The following is a 15,263-nucleotide window of genomic DNA, read 5'->3' on the forward strand; positions in this document are numbered from 1 at the left end:
GTGCGCCTGATGTATAGGCTCGCCAACCCTTTTGGAAGCCGTTGCTGTTGGTAACGGGTCTTCATATCTGTCATTGGGCGAAAGTGCCGCAGTTTTAAAATTAGAGCTGGGCTTTTGCTCCCAGACTTTCAGGATTGAGAAGATGAAAGCTGATATCCATCCCGACTACCACACCATCAAGGTCGTGATGACCGATGGCACCGAATACATGACCCGTTCTACATGGGGCAAGGAAGGCGATACGATGAACCTCGATATCGATCCATCCACGCATCCAGCATGGACCGGTGGCTCGCAGACCCTGCTTGATCGCGGTGGCCGCGTAACCAAGTTCAAGAATCGTTTCGGCAATCTCGGTATCTAATACCGCCGAATATGAACTGACGAAAAACCTCGCTTAGGCGAGGTTTTTTGTTGTCTGCATTTCAAAGAATGACGCCCGATAAAAAACTCCCGGACAAGCCGGGAGTTTTCATATTCGGAACTGATACCAGAACTTAGGCGCTCAGCTTTTCCATCACTTCGTCGCTGACTTCAAAGTTGCTGTAGACGTTCTGAACGTCATCATCATCTTCGAGCACATTGAGAAGCTTGAGCACCGAGCGTGCCTTTTCCTCATCCAGTTCAGTATTGGTCTGCGGCTTCCAAATCGTTTTGATCGATTCGGCTTCGCCAAGTGCTGCTTCCAGCGCCTTTGACACTTCACCAATGTCTTCAAAAGCGCAGAGGATCACGTGCTCTTCTTCGCCGGACTGAACATCATCGGCACCCGCCTCGATCGCGGCTTCCATAATCGTGTCAGCATCACCAGCTGACGACTTATAGATAATTTCTCCAACGCGATCGAACATGAACGCGGCAGAGCCGGTTTCGCCCAGTGCACCACCCGACTTGGTGAAAGCTGCACGCACATTGGATGCGGTGCGGTTGCGGTTGTCGGTCAGCGCTTCAACGATAACCATGACGCCGCCCGGACCACGGCCCTCGTAGCGCACTTCATCATAGTTTTCGCCGTCATTGCCGGCAGCCTTCTTGATGGCACGCTCGATGTTATCTTTCGGCATCGACTGCGCCTTGGCGTTCTGGATTGCCAGACGCAGGCGCGGGTTCATCAACGGGTCAGGCAGACCCTGCTTGGCCGCAACGGTAATTTCGCGTCCGAGCTTGGAAAACATTTTCGACCGCACGGCATCCTGACGCCCTTTGCGGTGCATGATATTCTTAAACTGTGAATGGCCAGCCATGGCACCCCTGTTCTGTTCATATGATGCGCACGGAGAAAGCGTCACATAAGAATGGGTCTGGCCGTAGGCATATCGGCCACCGCGCTTTCCGTGCTGAATGGCCGCGTTATAAGGAATTGAGCCGCATTCGTCCAGCAAAAGCGCCAAATTACAAAATCCTATGTTGATCGCTCACTTATCGGTCGACGCGCATAATCAAAAAATATTATCTATAAAACCATGAATCAGCACACCAGCGACACGCCCGGCGAAACAATCGCCGCCCGTATCAGCCGCATTCTTGCGGACCGGATTATTGCGGGCGAAATCGAACCCGGCACCAAATTGCGGCAAGACCATATCGCCGAGGAGTTCGAAACAAGCCACGTGCCGGTGCGCGAGGCTTTCAGGCGGCTTGAGGCGCAGGGGCTTGCGGTTTCAGAACCACGCCGGGGCGTGCGCGTTGCATCTTTCAGTATCAGCGAAATCCGCGAAGTTGCAGAAATGCGCGCAGCCCTTGAAGTGCTCGCACTCCACCATGCTGCACCCCACATTACACGCGCCACACTGGATGCGGCCGAACAGGCCACCGTTGAAGGCGACAAATCGCGCGATGTAAAAAGCTGGGAGGCAGCCAATCGACGCTTTCACCGCCTGATTCTTGAACCCTGCAACATGCCGCGGCTGCTCGCCGCCATCGACGATCTTCATGCCGCCAGCGCACGATTTCTGTTCGCCACATGGCGTTCGGAATGGGAAACCCGCACAGATCATGATCACCGTGCGATACTCGACGCGCTGCGTCAAAACGATGTCGATACTGCCGCAGGCATCCTAGCGCGTCATGTTCAATGGATCGGTCATCGCCCGGTAAAAACGGCCTCGGGCAAGACGCGTGATTCCTTTGCAATTGTAGGCTAATCCCCCACAACCAGTTTTCAGTTTTCTGCTTTTCATCCCAAAGTTCGACCAAACTTGGGATTGTTTGGTGTGCGCAAACAGCATTTTATCTATTCAATGAATTTCTTACTTGCCAAGCACGCCACTTATCTGGAATTTAAATAGATCGAATCTCTATTTTATCTATAATTTGAGGACGCCATGACAAGCATCACCCAAACCCGCCCTTCCTTCAGCCCGCTTAACCTTGAATCCCGTTCACCGGCCCTGCGTCTTGCAGCCGTTGTTTTCGGCACGTTTGTACTCGCCATCTCATCGCAGATCGAAGTTCCAATGGTGCCGGTTCCCGTCACACTACAGACACTGGTCGTGCCGTTGATCGGCGCACTCTATGGCTGGCGTCTTGGCCTTGCCACGGTTCTTGCATGGCTCGGCGAAGCCATGATCGGCCTGCCGGTTCTGGCTGGTGGTGCTGGCGGCATCGCACATTTCGCAGGCCCGACAGCTGGCTATCTGGTCTCGTTCCCGATTATGGCAGCCCTGACCGGATATCTTGCGGAACGTGGCTGGAACGGCAAAAACGTCATGCTGGCATTTGTATCATTCGGCACTGCCAACCTGCTTGGCCTTGCACTCGGTGCCATGTGGCTTTCGAGCGTGATAGGCATTGAAAAAGCCGTTGCCTTTGGTGTCACGCCGTTCCTCGTTGGCGCGCTGATCAAGTCGGCACTCGGCGCTGCAATTCTCAAAGCAGCAGCACGATAAACGATCAATGACAGTACGCCTGCGCGGTCATCATCTTCTTTGTATGCTGACCTATATCGGCAAGGGCTACAGCCCGGCTTTCGTGGAAAATTACGATGCGATTGCCGGGCGTTTGTCGAACGGGGAAGACATTGAGATCATCGATGGCCCCGACGACATCTGCCAGCCACTGCTCTGCGAGAGTGATTGCCACTGTTTTCAAGCAAGCGTGGCTGTTCGGGACAGGCTGGCTATAAAAGATATAGCGGAGCTGTTTGGCCGAACGATCTTAGCTGGCGCACAACTCTCACCTGATTCCCTACAGCTTGGCCAGATGCGAGCGGCTTTCGCCGATGGCAGCATTCGCAAAGCCTGTACATCTTGCGAATGGTCAGAGCTTTGCACCCGCATCGCCGTCACCGACGATTATGCGGGCGTTCGGATAAAATTATAAAGACCTACCGCCAGAAGGCAGGGATCGTTTCTTCGAGCCTTGCGCCAATGCGCAAAGGGGCAGCCTTTTCCGCAAGGCCGGTGCGATCAGAAATCTCGATGCCGACCCCGCAAACAGTGGCAGGGCCGCTGGCAGCTTCAAAACGACCCTTGGGCACCTTCGACAAGAAGCGGTTGAGCGGCTCTTCCTTATCCATGCCAAGAGACGAATCATAATCGCCACACATACCGGCATCCGACATATAGGCCGTGCCGTTGCGCAGAATCTGGCAATCGGCAGTCGGCACATGGGTATGCGTTCCCACAACCGCGCTGGCCCGACCATCGACAAAATGGCCAAAGCACTGCTTTTCGCTGGTGGCTTCTGCATGGAAATCAAAAAACACAGCATCCGCCTGCTCGCCAAGCGGGCAAGCTTCGAGGATTTTTTCGGCAGCGATAAACGGATCATCCAGATCCGGGTGCATGAACACGCGACCCATCACATTGGATACCAGCACGCGGGCACCATTTTTGGCGATATAAAGCCCCTCGCCCTTACCAGCCGTTCCTTTCGGAAAATTCGCAGGGCGAAGGAAACGGTCTTCACGCTTGGAGAAATCCAGCGCCTCACGCTGATCCCACACGTGATTGCCGGTCGTCACCACATCCGCGCCCGCGCGGATCGTGTCGTGAAAAATCTCTTCGGTAATACCAAAGCCGCCAGCGGCGTTCTCACCGTTGACGATCACGAAATCCAGCTTCAGATCAGAAATCAAGCCCGGCAGCTTTTCATAAACCGCCGTGCGCCCTGACCGGCCCACCATGTCACCAAGAAAAAGTAATCTCATAAATTCGTCTTTATCAGCCCTGATCGAAGGAGCGCAAGCCAGTCTCTGTCAGTATCTGGTGAAGAGCAATATCATGCGGCTCATTGGGCACATGTGGCACTTGCTGACAATCAAAAGCCATGCCGATCAACAGCGGCTCCAGGCCACGCTCCGCAAAACGCGCCAGCGCGCGGTCATAGTGACCGGCACCATAGCCGAGCCTATGGCCGCGTCTGTCAAAACCGGCAAGCGGCATAAGCATAATGGCAGGATCAACCAGCGGCGCATTTTCATCGGGTCCCATCGTCCCAAAGCCGGTTTGAACCAGCTCTGCATCCGGCAAAAATTCACGAAAAGCGATTGTTTCCTTATCCAGAACCACCGGCAGACACAGGCGAGCCCCCTTATCACGCATGAAAGATAAAAGCGGACGCGGATCGATCTCGGAGCGGATCGGCCAATAGCCGGCAATGATGATGCCCTTGCGTGCGGGAATTGCAGTTTCTGCTTTTTTTGCTGCCGTTAGAGAAGCCTCAAAGCGAAACCGCGGATCAAGCGCATCGCGACGCGAAAGCACCGCTCGCCTCAATTGTTGTTTATCGCCGTATCGCGGCTGTCCGTGATCACTCATCCAATGCCTCCACCAATTGCTGATAGTGGAACCGGAATGCGCTTATCCGTCAAGCCGCTGTTGCTAATCTCTCCGAGCGATCGCGAATGACTTTCAGAACAACCCCATGGAAATCATTCAGAAAGACCTGGCCCCACAGGTCGCAGTAGAAATTAATCGGCGTTGCAATCCGGTAGCGTGTGGTGAGTGTGAGCCGTGTATGACCATTGGGCAGCGCTTCAAGGCGATAATCACCATTGGTAAGCTTGAGATAAGAACTATCCACATTGATATGGGCTTCAACAGCCGCCGGTATCGACTCCAGACCAAAATTGAAATCCCAAGCCAGAAGGCGGTTTTCTTCCCAACGCGTCACAATCTCCTGAAATCGGACGCCACGAGTCCATTCAAGCTGGCGTATAGCACCAACACCCTCCCCCTCCAAACGCGCATCAACAGGCTGCGGAACACCAACAATGCCGTGACTGAATGTCCATGACAGTTCATCCGGGCGGACATGGCGGATTTCAGCTGTCTGCGCCCACACGACATCAGGCGAAGCTGCAATATCGATAATTGTCGTGACCGCTCCCTCATGCGGCTCATAGTGTAGCAATGGTTCAAATGGGTAGAACATCAACGGCAATGCAATCACCAGCATTGTGGAGCGTGGCGTGCGAAAGCGGCGGATGAGCGAAAGCGTCAACCATGATCCAATTGCGGAAAAAACAGCGAAAAATGGGGCCGCCATAATCACGCAAATGCCACCTTCCCGGAAGAAGACCATGCTGATGACGACAAGGCCGCCAATAATCATCCAGCTCATTTTTACATGGCGCCAAAGGGTCTTTTGCGCCCGTGGATCGCTGATACTGGATGCAAGGCTGGCAATCCCCATCGGCAACAGCATGAGTCCGGCGATAAAAGGCATCATGTCAGAAACAGGCGTCAGCCAGATCAGGACATAAAGCAACAGCCCATACACCGCAGCAATCGGAACAGCGATGCTGATACGTTCAGAAAAAGGGGGCAGATCGGGCGAAGAAGAAGTCATCAGAAAACGCACATAACTTTGAAGGATAAGGCGTTTTAAAACATATTTGTCTTCAATAACAAAGCGCTTGGCCCCGAACGGCACAAAAGCGAAAGAAAGTGGCGACCACGACGACCGATGGTAGTGTTTGATCCCGGGAACCTACAACGTAGGTGGGCGCCATATGCGAAAGCCCACGGGCCTTCACAGGGACAGCTCCCTTAGAGATCAATAAGGCCCCGGGGATGCTGTTACACCTGTCGGGAAGCGCAGTACGCCAATGCCATATATAGGCTTAGTCAGGCGGGAGCGCCAGTGGCGTAAGCGCCAGATACAGAAATCTTTTTTAAATCACACCGACCCTGGGCGCGGCGCAATTCGTGATGCCACCTGCTCAAGCCGTGTGGCAACATCTGCGAGCACACCAGTGATGGCAGCATCGTTCTGATCAGCATTGGTCAGAGCCTCGTCGCGCGACCGTCTTAACGCCTCGACCTCGCTTTCAAGGCCCTTGATGCGCTTTTGCGTTTCTGCAAGCTCATCCATGACCATAATGCCAGCCATGACCGTCAAGCGAAGATCGCCAATTTCACCGAACGATGATTTGAGATGCGTGACATATTGGTCAAAACGATCAGCCAGCCCGGAAAGATGCTCTTCCTGACCTTCATCGCAGGCCATGCGATACGCTTTGCCATCGATGGTAACGGTTACAGTCGCCATGCTTGTATCCTTTATCGATCCAGAACGGCGCGAATGGTTTCCATAGCTGTCACAAGACGGCGCGAAACTTCGCGGTTCGCAGCTTCAAGCCGTTCAGCGCGCGCCTCAGACTGATCGAGTTCCTGTGCAAGACGGCTACGGTCAGCGTTCATACGCTGCACCTCTTCCTCAGCTTCGGCGAAATCGCCTTCCTTGTCCAGCCGCAGGTCCACCGCTTGTTCAAGCGTGTTGAGTGCCTTTTCCAGCCTTTCAAGAACCTGCCTGAGGGTCGTATCGGGTGCCATCCATTTCCTTTCCAATGCCAGATCACAGACATCGAATCGCGCCTGCCGGACGGGCATCTTTGAAAAGACTGTAATAATCGACCGCCCGATAAGCAACAAATGAGGGGGCCGAGAGGCCATTCATGCACCGTTATCCGCGCAAAAAAGGCTTTTCAGTGATGAACACCCCATAAATTAGCTGGTATAGCACGATGATCGCAGACTGTTTATTGTCGAAAAGCTATCGTTTTGTTGACTCCACAAATGCAGCTGCTATGTGTCCCAAAGCCTTCTGCAGCGCGAGCATCTCAAGCATTTAATCGGTTTAAAGAGATTAAATCGTTTAGTATAAGGAGTTCGTGCTTCAGTTCCGAGGCATCGCCGCAACCCCGTTAAAACCACTATGGAAAGACGGCCGAGACCATGACGAATTCCGATAAACAAAACCAGTTGGCCAACGCAATCCGCTTCCTGTCGATTGATGCGGTTGAAAAAGCCAATTCCGGCCATCCCGGACTCCCGATGGGTGCAGCCGACATCGCGACGACGCTTTATACGCGTTTCCTGTCACACGACCCGCAGAACCCGCATTGGCCAGATCGCGACCGTTTCGTGCTCTCAGCCGGTCACGGCTCGATGCTTCTTTATTCGCTGCTCTATCTTTCGGGCTACGAAGACATCACCATCGATGAAATCAAGAATTTCCGCCAGCTCGGCGCGCGCACCGCAGGCCACCCTGAATATGGCCATGCCGCTGGTATCGAAACCACGACCGGTCCGCTCGGTCAGGGCATCGCCAATGCTGTTGGCATGGCGCTCTCCGAACGCATTCTCAATGCACAGTTTGGCGACAGCCTTGTTGACCACTACACCTATGTGATTGCTGGCGACGGCTGCCTCATGGAAGGCATCAGCCAGGAAGCCATTGCCCTTGCTGGCCATCTGCAGCTCAACAAGCTCATCGTCTTCTGGGATGACAACAACATCTCCATCGACGGCCCGATCTCGCTTTCTGACAACACTGACCAGCCTGCACGCTTCGCCGCTTCCGGCTGGAACACGCTCGCTGTTGACGGCCACGATCAGGACGCGATTGCCAAAGCCATCGAAATGGCCAAGGTTTCGGAAAAGCCAACCTTCATCGCCTGCAAGACCACCATTGGTTTTGGCTCGCCAAACAAGGCTGGCACCAACAAGGTCCACGGCTCGCCACTCGGCGCAGAAGAAATCGCTGCGACCCGCAAGGCACTCGGCTGGACAGCAGAGCCATTCGTCGTACCTGCAGAAGTTCTCGACGCATGGCGCGTTGCCGGTCTGAACGCTGCCAAGAAGCGTCAGGAATGGGAAAAGCGTCTGGCAAATGTCGATGCTGAAACCCGCGCAGAATTCGAACGTCGTATGCGCGGCGACCTGCCGGCAAACTTCGATGACGCGATCAACGAATACAAAAAGAAGCTTTCCGCTGAAAAGCCGAAGGTTGCGACTCGCAAATCTTCGGAAATGGCTCTTGAAGTCATCAACGGCGTTGTGCCTGAAACGCTGGGCGGCTCTGCCGACCTCACCGGTTCCAACAACACCAAGACCAGTCAGACCAAGGCTGTGACGCCGGAAAACTACGGTGGCCGCTACATCCATTACGGCATTCGTGAACACGGCATGGCTGCTGCCATGAACGGCATCACACTGCATGGCGGTCTGATCCCTTATTCGGGCACCTTCATGTGCTTCTCGGATTATTGCCGTCCGGCAATGCGTCTGTCATCGCTGATGGGCATCCGCGTTGTTTACGTCATGACCCATGATTCGATCGGTCTTGGCGAAGACGGCCCGACGCATCAGCCCGTCGAGCATCTCGCAGCTCTGCGCGCCATTCCAAACCACAATGTCTTCCGTCCGGCAGATGCTGTGGAAGTGGCCGAATGCTGGCAGATTGCACTGCATTCGAAGGGTACACCGTCAACACTGGCTCTGACCCGTCAGAACCTGCCGGTCGTGCGCACTGAACATCGCGAAGAAAACCTCTCCGCATTCGGCGCCTACGAACTCGCTGCTGCAAACGGCGATGCAAAGGTTTCGATCTTCGCAACCGGTTCGGAAGTGGAAATCGCCCTCAAAGCCCGCGACCTTCTCGAAGGCAAAGGCATTGCAACCCGCGTTGTTTCCGTTCCTTGCTTTGAACTGTTCGAAGAACAGAGCGATGCCTACAAGCAGGCCACACTCGGCAATGCGCAGGTCAAGGTCGCAATCGAAGCAGGTCTGGCGCTCGGCTGGGAACGCTTCATCGGCGAAAACGGCGTGTTTATCGGCATGAAGGGCTTCGGCGCTTCGGGCGAAATCAACGATCTCTACAAGCATTTCGGCATCACAGCAGAAGCTGCTGCCGAAGCTGCGGAAAAGAAACTCAACGCCGCCGCATAATTATCAAACGCCGGCGTTAGACACGCCGGCGTTTACATTTCCAGCTGAAGCATTTGCAAAAACCTTCAACTGTTTTATCAAGCCACTGCATAGGCAGAACCCTTTTGGGAGATATAGAGAAAATGGCAGTTCGCGTCGCAATCAACGGTTTTGGCCGCATCGGCCGCAATGTCCTTCGCGCTATCGTCGAGTCGGGCCGCACCGACATTCAGGTCGTTGCAATCAATGACCTCGGCCCAGTAGAAACAAATGCACATCTTTTGCGCTATGACAGCGTTCATGGTCGTTTTCCAAAGGACGTGAAAGTCGCTGGCGACACCATCGACGTCGGCTACGGCCCGATCAAAGTTCACGCTGTCCGCAACCCAGCTGAACTTCCGTGGAAGGAAGAAGGCGTCGATATCGCACTGGAATGCACCGGTATCTTCACCGCACGCGACAAGGCAGCCCTTCACCTTGAAGCTGGCGCAAAGCGCGTCATCGTTTCGGCTCCTGCCGACGGCGCTGACCTGACTGTCGTTTACGGTGTCAACCATGACAAGCTGACGAAGGACCATCAGGTCATTTCCAACGCTTCGTGCACCACCAACTGCCTTGCACCTGTGGCTCAGGTTCTCAACGATGTCATCGGCATCGAAAAGGGCTTCATGACCACGATCCACTCCTATACGGGCGACCAGCCGACGCTGGACACCATGCACAAGGATCTCTACCGCGCTCGCGCAGCGGCCCTTTCCATGATCCCGACTTCAACGGGTGCTGCGAAGGCTGTTGGTCTGGTTCTGCCGGAACTTAAAGGCAAGCTCGATGGCGTTGCAATCCGCGTTCCAACGCCCAACGTTTCGGTTGTCGATCTCACCTTCATCGCCAAGCGCGAAACAACCGTTGAAGAAGTCAACAATGCGATCCGTGAAGCCGCCAATGGCCGTCTCAAGGGCATTCTCGGCTACACCGATGAGAAGCTTGTTTCGCACGACTTCAACCATGATTCGCATTCGTCGGTTTTCCACACCGACCAGACCAAGGTCATGGACGGCACCATGGTGCGCATCCTGTCATGGTATGACAATGAATGGGGCTTCTCAAGCCGCATGAGCGACACCGCAGTCGCCTTCGGCAAGCTGATCTAATGACTGAAAACGCCCCTTCAATCATGAAGGGGCGTTTTCACTTACATTTTCAAAACCGAGAGAAGAAAAATGTCCTTTCGCACCCTCGATGATGCCGACGTCAAATCCAAACGCGTTCTGGTCCGTGTAGATCTTAATGTTCCGATGGCGGACGGCGAGGTCACTGACCTCACCCGTATTGAACGTATTGTTCCAACCATTACGGAACTGTCAAAGAAAGGTGCGAAGGTTATCCTGCTCGCCCATTTCGGCCGCCCCAAAGGCGTTGCTTCTGACGAGAACTCGCTCAACCACGTCGTCAAGCCACTCTCAAAAGTGCTGGGGCACGCCGTGCATTTTGCTGAAGACTGCATTGGTGACAAGGCCAAGGCTGCGGTTGACGCGCTGAAAGACGGCGATGTCCTGCTTCTCGAAAATACCCGCTTCCATAAGGGCGAAGAAAAGAACGACCCGGAATTTGTGAGCGCACTCGCAGCCAATGGCGACATCTATGTCAACGATGCCTTCTCGGCTGCACACCGCGCCCACGCTTCGACCGAAGGTCTTGCACATGTGCTGCCGGCCTATGCTGGACGCGCCATGCAGGCAGAGCTCGAAGCACTTGAAAAAGGCCTCGGCCAGCCAGCGCGCCCAGTTGTGGCAATCGTGGGCGGTGCCAAGGTTTCGACCAAGCTCGACCTGCTTTCAAACCTGATTGAAAAGGTCGATGCCTTGGTGATCGGCGGCGGCATGGCCAACACCTTCCTCGCAGCACAGGGCCACGATGTCGGCAAATCGCTTTGCGAACATGATCTTGCCCACACTGCGCGCGAAATTATGGCCAAGGCTGAAAAGACCAAATGCGCCATCATCCTGCCGGTTGATGCGGTTGTGGGCTGGCACTTTACTGCCAACACGCCAAATCAAACCTATGGTGTGGAAGCGATCCCAAGCGACGGCATGATTCTCGACGCGGGCGCGCTTTCGACGGATCTGATTGCCTCAGCCATTGACGATGCGGCAACGCTCGTCTGGAACGGTCCGCTGGGTGCCTTTGAACTGCATCCGTTCGATGCGGCAACCGTCAAGACCGCCAAGCATGTTGCGGAGCGTACCAAAGCTGGCAAGCTGGTATCGGTCGGCGGCGGTGGCGACACAGTTGCAGCCCTTAATCAAGCAGGCGTTGCCGATGACTTCACCTATATCTCAACCGCTGGCGGCGCTTTCCTTGAATGGATGGAAGGCAAGCCGCTTCCCGGCGTTGATGTTCTCAAGAAGTAAAAATCAGGCCCCGGAAATCCGGGGCCTGATTTTTATGGTTTGGGCGTCAGTTTCAACAACCGACCCGGATGAGCATCTTCGATTACCCAGATCGCGCCGTCAGGCCCAACCGCCACATCACGGATTCGATTTTCCATAGCGAACCGATCGACTTCATGCGGCTGACCATCACTGTCGATAGTCACGCGAATAAGTGCCTGGGACGACAGGCCCGCAATCAGCGCAGAGCCGTTCCAGTCACCAAACATCTTGCCCTTGTAAAACGCCAGTCCACCCGGCGAAATCACCGGCGTCCAGTACAACATCGGCGCCTCAAATTCCGGGCGCGTGCTGTGGCGCGGAATCGGCCTGCCGCTGTAATTGTCGCCATTGGAAACAATCGGCCAACCATAGTTCCGACCCGGTTTAATCAGGTTGAATTCATCACCGCCGCGTGGTCCCATCTCGTGTTCCCACAGCTTGCCATCGGGTGCGAAAGCAAGGCCATAGGGATTGCGATGACCGGTCGTCCAGGTCAGCGCCTTGATGCCATCATCTGATGCATTGGGATTATCCTTTGGCGTTGAACCATCCAGATTCATCCGCAAAATCTTGCCCATTGGCGCATTCTCATCCTGCGCAGTAGCAGGGATCATACGATCCCCAACCGACAGAAACAGATGCTTTTTATCGGGTGAAAAGGCGATTTTACCGCCGGGCTGTCCACCCTTTGCCACCGTCGATTGCTTCCAGATCGTCTTAAGATCTTTGAGTTCCGCTTTGCCTTTGCTCTCGGATAAAACAGCGCGATCAAGCACAAGGCTTCCGCCACCATTTTCCGGCATAACATAGGTAAAATAGATCGCGTTGCTTTTCGTAAAGTCAGGCGCAGGAACCACATCCAGCAAACCATTCTGGCCACTGAAAAGCACCTCGGGAACACCTGAGACTTCTGTCTTCTCACCCTTTTGGGTCACGACAAAAATCTTGCCGCCCTTCTCGGTAAGGATCAGTTTGCCGCCCGGCAGAAATGCAAGCGCCCATGGTGTGTCGAATTCCGCCACGGCTGCACCGTTAAACGGCAGCTCAGTGGTGGCTTCCCTGTCTCCCGCATTGATGCTTTCTGCAAACGCGGTGTGAACTGGAAGGCCTATCATCGATGCGGCCAGAATAAATGGCAGGCTTAGTAGGGCACGTCGCATCTCTCCTCCTTGTACTTCATATCCTTTAGATGGGATTATAGGGAGCTATGTCAAAACCCAATTATGGCTAAAATCACCATGGCGGCGGCATTTTGCCAATAAAAAGTCGTTTCAGATCAAAATTTTAGTTTTCAGTAAAATGAAAACCGACCACCAGTGCCATAACGAACAGGGCAAAGGCTGCAATCTTCCAGAAATCGCTGCGCTTTTTCAGACCCGGCAAGCCAAGTGGCTTGATGATGTGCAGTCCCATCAGGACAAGAAGCAGTACAGGCAGGACCTTGCTCACAAAAACACCTTTCATTCCTTTTCGTGGCAAGCGATCAGCATCCTGCAAGCCGCGTCAATTTATGCCTATTCGTGATACACTTATTCGTCTTAAGTTTCATGGACGAAGCTTTAATCCTCGGCGTAAACTAATAGCCGAAGGAGATGAAAAGCGTTTGGAGGAGACAAAGCCAGATGGCATCGAACCAGAGTGGTCTGTCTAACGCTTTCATCCCGCATGGTATCGCGATGCTTTGATGGATCATCTGGTCCGATAAAGCATGTGCTTCTGGGAGGAACAGCATGACATCAAAATATGCAGAAACCTACGCCGGTTGGCAGAATGACCCTGAGGGCTTCTGGGCTGAAGCAGCCGGAGCTATAGACTGGTTCAAGCCATGGGATCAGGTTCTCGCAAGCGATGAAGGTGTGTATGGCCGCTGGTTCAAGGGTGCGGAGTGCAACACCTGTTACAATGCGCTTGATCGTCATGTCGCCAATGGGCGCGGCGATCAGGTCGCTCTGATTTATGAAAGCCCGATCACCGGTACGGCGCGCAAGCTGACATACCGGGAACTGCTTGAGGAAGTCGAAGCCCTTTCTGCCGTCATGATCGATAACGGCGTAACCAAAGGCGACCGCGTGCTCATTTATATGCCAATGGTCCCGGAAGCTGCGGCGGCAATGCTTGCCTGTGCGCGTATCGGCGCAATACATTCCGTTGTCTTTGGCGGCTTTGCCGCAAACGAGCTTGCCACGCGCATTGATGATGCAAAGCCGGTGATGATCATTGCGGGCTCATGCGGCATCGAGCCCAATCGCGTCGTTCCCTATCAGGACATGCTCGATAAGGCGGTGGAAACAGCACATCATAAGGTCAGCCACTGCATCATTCTGCAGCGCGACCAGCATTGGCACACGCCGCTGGAAGGCCGTGACATTGACTACCGCACAGCGGTTGATGCTGCCCGCGGTCGCCATGTTCCCTGCACGCCTGTGGCGGCAACCGATCCTCTTTATATACTTTACACCTCCGGCACCACGGGTGAGCCCAAAGGCGTCGTGCGCGACAATGGCGGCCATATGGTCGCCCTTGCCTGGTCGCTGAAAAATGTATTCGGCATTGAGCCGGGACAGGTATTCTGGGCCGCTTCCGATGTCGGCTGGGTGGTCGGCCATTCCTATATCGTCTATGCGCCGCTCCTTGCAGGTGCCACCAGCATTCTCTTTGAAGGCAAGCCCATTGGAACGCCAGATGCAGGCACCTATTGGCGCATTATTGCCGAGCATGGCGTGGAGGTGATGTTTACAGCACCGACTGCTTTGCGCGCGATCAAAAAGGAAGATGCAGACGGCAACTTTGTACGCCAATACGACCTTTCCAAATTACGTGCGCTTTATCTGGCTGGCGAACGCGCCGACCCAGACACGATCCATTGGGCGGAAAACCTGCTGGGTTGTCCGGTCATTGACCACTGGTGGCAGACGGAAAGCGGCTGGCCGATGGTTGCCAATCCGCTCGGGCTTGGGTTGCTCGAAACCAAATATGGTTCACCCGCAGTCTGCCTGCCCGGCTATGATATTCAGGTGCTTGATGATGCAGGCCATGAGGTCGAACGTGGCCAGCTTGGCAATATCCTCATCAAATTGCCATTGCCGCCCGGCTGCCTTCCAACTTTATGGAATGCCGATGAGCGCTTCCGCAAAGCCTATCTCCATGAGTTTCCCGGCTATTACAAAACGGCCGACGCGGGTTACATGGATGAAGACGGCTATCTCTACATCATGAGCCGCACCGACGACATTATCAATGTCGCCGGCCACCGTCTGTCGACGGGTGCTATGGAGGAAGTGCTCTCCAGTCATCCAGATGTTGCCGAATGTGCAGTGCTTGGCATTTCCGATGCCGTAAAAGGTCAAGTGCCTTGCGGCTTTATCGTTCTCAAATCCAATATCGACCGCGACCCGCGAGAGGTCGAAAAGGAATGCGTGAGCATGATTCGCGATGCCATTGGTCCGGTGGCGGCTTTCCGGCTTGCTCTGACAGTCAAACGTTTGCCCAAAACCCGTTCCGGCAAGATCTTGCGCTCCACGATTCAGAAAATCGCCGATGGCGAACAGTGGAAAATGCCCGCGACCATCGATGATCCGGCGATTCTCGACGAAATCGGTGCCACTTTGCGTGAGCGGCATATTGGTCTGGCCTTTGCCTGACGTTTGTTATCGCACCGCATGGTCTTGACCGGCGA

16 protein-coding genes and 1 other RNA gene are annotated in these 15,263 nt (G+C 54.4%); 8 read left to right on the forward strand and 9 right to left on the reverse strand.

Going from position 1 to position 15,263, the window contains the following annotated elements; translation table 11 throughout:
• Window positions 1-142: 142 nt before the first annotated feature.
• Entirely contained in the window at window positions 143-364 is a 222-nt protein-coding gene (gene rpmE / locus OPR82_RS10940) for a 50S ribosomal protein L31 (RefSeq protein ID WP_265984816.1), read from the forward strand.
• Between the two features lie 133 nt (window positions 365-497).
• On the opposite strand, the gene OPR82_RS10945 is transcribed toward rpmE, so the two are convergent.
• Window positions 498-1,244, reverse strand: a complete 747-nt coding sequence (locus tag OPR82_RS10945; protein ID WP_265984955.1) for a YebC/PmpR family DNA-binding transcriptional regulator — start codon at window positions 1,242-1,244, stop codon at window positions 498-500.
• 219 nt (window positions 1,245-1,463) lie between these two features.
• Here OPR82_RS10945 and OPR82_RS10950 point away from each other — a divergent pair, with 219 nt between their 5' ends.
• The 3 genes from OPR82_RS10950 to OPR82_RS10960 all read left to right on the forward strand — a co-directional run bounded on the left by OPR82_RS10950 (window position 1,464) and on the right by OPR82_RS10960 (window position 3,321).
• Window positions 1,464-2,144: a GntR family transcriptional regulator gene (locus OPR82_RS10950; RefSeq protein ID WP_265984817.1), complete on the forward strand. Its 681-nt coding sequence runs from the start codon at window positions 1,464-1,466 to the stop codon at window positions 2,142-2,144.
• A gap of 180 nt (window positions 2,145-2,324) precedes the next feature.
• On the forward strand, window positions 2,325-2,888 hold the full coding sequence (locus OPR82_RS10955) for a biotin transporter BioY (protein ID WP_265984818.1): 564 nt from the start codon (window positions 2,325-2,327) through the stop codon (window positions 2,886-2,888).
• Window positions 2,889-2,895: 7 nt separating this feature from the next.
• Window positions 2,896-3,321 (forward strand): DUF1284 domain-containing protein, encoded by a 426-nt coding sequence (locus OPR82_RS10960; RefSeq protein WP_265984819.1) that lies wholly within the window; start codon window positions 2,896-2,898, stop codon window positions 3,319-3,321.
• Window positions 3,322-3,325: 4 nt separating this feature from the next.
• On the opposite strand, the gene OPR82_RS10965 is transcribed toward OPR82_RS10960, so the two are convergent.
• The 6 genes from OPR82_RS10965 to OPR82_RS10990 all read right to left on the reverse strand — a co-directional run bounded on the left by OPR82_RS10965 (window position 3,326) and on the right by OPR82_RS10990 (window position 6,779).
• Window positions 3,326-4,150 (reverse strand): TIGR00282 family metallophosphoesterase, encoded by an 825-nt coding sequence (locus tag OPR82_RS10965; protein WP_265984820.1) that lies wholly within the window; start codon window positions 4,148-4,150, stop codon window positions 3,326-3,328.
• Window positions 4,151-4,163: 13 nt separating this feature from the next.
• Entirely contained in the window at window positions 4,164-4,760 is a 597-nt protein-coding gene (locus tag OPR82_RS10970; RefSeq protein WP_265984821.1) for a 5-formyltetrahydrofolate cyclo-ligase, read from the reverse strand.
• A 49-nt stretch (window positions 4,761-4,809) separates the two neighbouring features.
• Window positions 4,810-5,793, reverse strand: coding sequence for an SRPBCC family protein (locus OPR82_RS10975; RefSeq protein ID WP_265984822.1), 984 nt, complete (start codon window positions 5,791-5,793; stop codon window positions 4,810-4,812).
• A 99-nt stretch (window positions 5,794-5,892) separates the two neighbouring features.
• Window positions 5,893-6,051, reverse strand: a non-coding RNA gene (gene ssrS, locus OPR82_RS10980) — 6S RNA.
• A 72-nt stretch (window positions 6,052-6,123) separates the two neighbouring features.
• Window positions 6,124-6,495: a cell division protein ZapA gene (locus OPR82_RS10985; protein WP_265984823.1), complete on the reverse strand. Its 372-nt coding sequence runs from the start codon at window positions 6,493-6,495 to the stop codon at window positions 6,124-6,126.
• 11 nt (window positions 6,496-6,506) lie between these two features.
• The gene (locus OPR82_RS10990; RefSeq protein WP_094540354.1) at window positions 6,507-6,779 is read right to left on the reverse strand and encodes a DUF4164 domain-containing protein; all 273 of its coding nucleotides are present in this window, start codon (window positions 6,777-6,779) and stop codon (window positions 6,507-6,509) included.
• Window positions 6,780-7,181: 402 nt separating this feature from the next.
• Between OPR82_RS10990 and tkt the strand changes: the two genes are divergently transcribed.
• The 3 genes from tkt (at window position 7,182) to OPR82_RS11005 (ending at window position 11,566) form a co-directional block, all read left to right on the forward strand.
• Window positions 7,182-9,176 (forward strand): transketolase, encoded by a 1,995-nt coding sequence (tkt, locus tag OPR82_RS10995; RefSeq protein WP_265984824.1) that lies wholly within the window; start codon window positions 7,182-7,184, stop codon window positions 9,174-9,176.
• A gap of 122 nt (window positions 9,177-9,298) precedes the next feature.
• The gene (gap, locus tag OPR82_RS11000; RefSeq protein WP_265984825.1) at window positions 9,299-10,306 is read left to right on the forward strand and encodes a type I glyceraldehyde-3-phosphate dehydrogenase; all 1,008 of its coding nucleotides are present in this window, start codon (window positions 9,299-9,301) and stop codon (window positions 10,304-10,306) included.
• Window positions 10,307-10,375: 69 nt separating this feature from the next.
• Window positions 10,376-11,566 carry a phosphoglycerate kinase gene (locus tag OPR82_RS11005; RefSeq protein WP_265984826.1) on the forward strand — a complete coding sequence of 397 codons (1,191 nt, stop codon included), beginning with the start codon at window positions 10,376-10,378 and terminating at the stop codon, window positions 11,564-11,566.
• Between the two features lie 32 nt (window positions 11,567-11,598).
• Here the strand turns inward: OPR82_RS11005 and OPR82_RS11010 are convergent, their stop codons facing one another.
• Both OPR82_RS11010 and OPR82_RS11015 read right to left on the reverse strand, forming a co-directional pair.
• Window positions 11,599-12,747, reverse strand: a complete 1,149-nt coding sequence (locus tag OPR82_RS11010) for a PQQ-dependent sugar dehydrogenase (protein WP_265984827.1) — start codon at window positions 12,745-12,747, stop codon at window positions 11,599-11,601.
• A 124-nt stretch (window positions 12,748-12,871) separates the two neighbouring features.
• Complete coding sequence (locus OPR82_RS11015; protein WP_265984828.1) at window positions 12,872-13,051, reverse strand: hypothetical protein; 180 nt, start codon at window positions 13,049-13,051, stop codon at window positions 12,872-12,874.
• 266 nt (window positions 13,052-13,317) lie between these two features.
• On the opposite strand from OPR82_RS11015, the gene OPR82_RS11020 reads away from it, so the two are divergent.
• Window positions 13,318-15,228 (forward strand): propionyl-CoA synthetase, encoded by a 1,911-nt coding sequence (locus OPR82_RS11020; protein ID WP_265984829.1) that lies wholly within the window; start codon window positions 13,318-13,320, stop codon window positions 15,226-15,228.
• The last annotated feature ends 35 nt before the right edge of the window (window positions 15,229-15,263 follow it).

This window comes from Ochrobactrum chromiisoli (genome assembly GCF_026241335.1).
GTDB classification, from domain to species: Bacteria; Pseudomonadota; Alphaproteobacteria; order Rhizobiales; family Rhizobiaceae; genus Brucella; species Brucella chromiisoli.

Bases quoted from the DNA above. Each gene is read 5' to 3' on its own strand.
- rpmE (WP_265984816.1), top strand. From the start codon at position 143: ATGAAAGCTGATATCCATCCCGACTACCACACCATCAAGGTCGTGATG.
- OPR82_RS10945 (WP_265984955.1), bottom strand. From the start codon at position 1,244: ATGGCTGGCCATTCACAGTTTAAGAATATCATGCACCGCAAAGGGCGT.
- OPR82_RS10950 (WP_265984817.1), top strand. From the start codon at position 1,464: ATGAATCAGCACACCAGCGACACGCCCGGCGAAACAATCGCCGCCCGT.
- OPR82_RS10955 (WP_265984818.1), top strand. From the start codon at position 2,325: ATGACAAGCATCACCCAAACCCGCCCTTCCTTCAGCCCGCTTAACCTT.
- OPR82_RS10960 (WP_265984819.1), top strand. From the start codon at position 2,896: ATGACAGTACGCCTGCGCGGTCATCATCTTCTTTGTATGCTGACCTAT.
- OPR82_RS10965 (WP_265984820.1), bottom strand. From the start codon at position 4,150: ATGAGATTACTTTTTCTTGGTGACATGGTGGGCCGGTCAGGGCGCACG.
- OPR82_RS10970 (WP_265984821.1), bottom strand. From the start codon at position 4,760: ATGAGTGATCACGGACAGCCGCGATACGGCGATAAACAACAATTGAGG.
- OPR82_RS10975 (WP_265984822.1), bottom strand. From the start codon at position 5,793: ATGACTTCTTCTTCGCCCGATCTGCCCCCTTTTTCTGAACGTATCAGC.
- OPR82_RS10985 (WP_265984823.1), bottom strand. From the start codon at position 6,495: ATGGCGACTGTAACCGTTACCATCGATGGCAAAGCGTATCGCATGGCC.
- OPR82_RS10990 (WP_094540354.1), bottom strand. From the start codon at position 6,779: ATGGCACCCGATACGACCCTCAGGCAGGTTCTTGAAAGGCTGGAAAAG.
- tkt (WP_265984824.1), top strand. From the start codon at position 7,182: ATGACGAATTCCGATAAACAAAACCAGTTGGCCAACGCAATCCGCTTC.
- gap (WP_265984825.1), top strand. From the start codon at position 9,299: ATGGCAGTTCGCGTCGCAATCAACGGTTTTGGCCGCATCGGCCGCAAT.
- OPR82_RS11005 (WP_265984826.1), top strand. From the start codon at position 10,376: ATGTCCTTTCGCACCCTCGATGATGCCGACGTCAAATCCAAACGCGTT.
- OPR82_RS11010 (WP_265984827.1), bottom strand. From the start codon at position 12,747: ATGCGACGTGCCCTACTAAGCCTGCCATTTATTCTGGCCGCATCGATG.
- OPR82_RS11015 (WP_265984828.1), bottom strand. From the start codon at position 13,051: ATGAAAGGTGTTTTTGTGAGCAAGGTCCTGCCTGTACTGCTTCTTGTC.
- OPR82_RS11020 (WP_265984829.1), top strand. From the start codon at position 13,318: ATGACATCAAAATATGCAGAAACCTACGCCGGTTGGCAGAATGACCCT.